This is a genomic window from Neisseria sp. HMSC70E02 (assembly GCF_001838645.1).
Lineage (GTDB): Bacteria > Pseudomonadota > Gammaproteobacteria > Burkholderiales > Neisseriaceae > Neisseria > Neisseria macacae.
Map to the genome: position 1 here is coordinate 1 of NZ_KV838051.1, position 1,396 is coordinate 1,396.

The 1,396-nt window shown below is 40.1% G+C and carries 2 protein-coding genes; both read left to right on the forward strand.

What is annotated here, in order from left to right; translation table 11 throughout:
- Positions 1–812: RHS repeat domain-containing protein (locus tag HMPREF3277_RS15515; RefSeq protein WP_246830729.1), on the forward strand; the 812-nt coding region annotated here is incomplete at its 5' end.
- Between the two features lie 43 nt (positions 813–855).
- Positions 856–1,182 (forward strand): hypothetical protein, encoded by a 327-nt coding sequence (locus HMPREF3277_RS00445; protein WP_003766584.1) that lies wholly within the window; start codon positions 856–858, stop codon positions 1,180–1,182.
- Positions 1,183–1,396: the final 214 nt, after the last annotated feature.

The following is a 1,396-nucleotide window of genomic DNA, read 5'->3' on the forward strand; positions in this document are numbered from 1 at the left end:
CGCTGGCGCAAGTCCGCGATTGGACAACCGAAGAAAGAGAAAACCGCCAAGAAACAAACTACTTCCACTGCGACCAAATCGGCATCCCAAGAGAGATGACCGATAGGGACGGCAACCTTTTATGGTTCGGCAACTACACCGGCTGGGGTCGTCTGAAAGAAGAAACCAAGGTAACGGATAGCGCATACCAACCCTTCCGCCTGCAAAACCAGTATGCCGACCGTGAGACGGGGCTGCATTACAACTTCTTCAGGTATTACGAGCCTGATGCGGGTCGGTTTGTAAATCAGGACCCGATTGGGTTATATGGTGGAGATAATCTTTATCGGTTTTCGTCTAATATTCAGATTTGGATTGATCCTTTAGGGTTAGCATGTATACCCAATCCAAACAGAAAAAATGATGAGGATCTTGCAAGAAGAATTGATAAATTATCTGATAATTTGACAGAAAAAAATAGAGATGGTTTCACTACGTTAGCCTTGGCAAGGGTAACACTTGCTGATGGAACCTCTCAAATATGGATTGCTCAAGCAGGCTCTTCTCTGTCATCAAAGCCTTCTAGAAGGCAACAAAGTCTTGCGGGTGCAGATGAAATAATACAAAATTTACATCCAGCAGGAAGAAGCGGGAAAGATGGCAACCACTTAAATGATGCTGAACGTCAACTTATACGAGAAGCGAAAAAAAGAGGAGCTAAAATTAAATCTCTTGGAGCTACAAAACCAATGTGTGGCAGATGCGAGAAAGGAGCGAGAAGAGCAGGGATACTGAGGCGTATCATAACCCCAATTAAGAGTAGACACTGTTAGTATTTAATATTTTTAAATTTATTTAAAATTAAAGGAGTCCAATATGAAGCCGATGGAATTGGATGAAATGCCAAATGATATTTTTATTCAGGATATAAAAGAGTTAACAGAGAGTTTTTCAATAGATTTTCCTGATGTGTTTAGACAACTTTTGACAGAGTTAAATGTATCAAAAGATAATTTATTTATCACAGATTTTATTGAAAATCAGAAGATTGCCAACTCATATACAGGATATGTTTTTGACAAAACCCACAAAAAAATGTATGACTATACAATCAAAAATAAGAAACTTAGTTTTTTTGAAGTCGATATAAAAAAACTAACTACTAAGGACACGGATAGCATCCGAGTGTTGGATGAACTTTAAAATGCAAGCTATATTTGCATAAAGTGTCAGTGACTGTAGGTTGGGTCAAGACCCAACAGCCTAATAAGGTCGTGTGAAAATTTTCAGACGACCTTTCCTTATGTGTCATCCTTACCTACCCTGGCTACAACGAAAACGGCCAACTTATCGCCCAGCACCAATGGAAGGTGTCGTCCAAAGAAGAGAACGCCCGAAACGGTTTGCCCGAAACCGA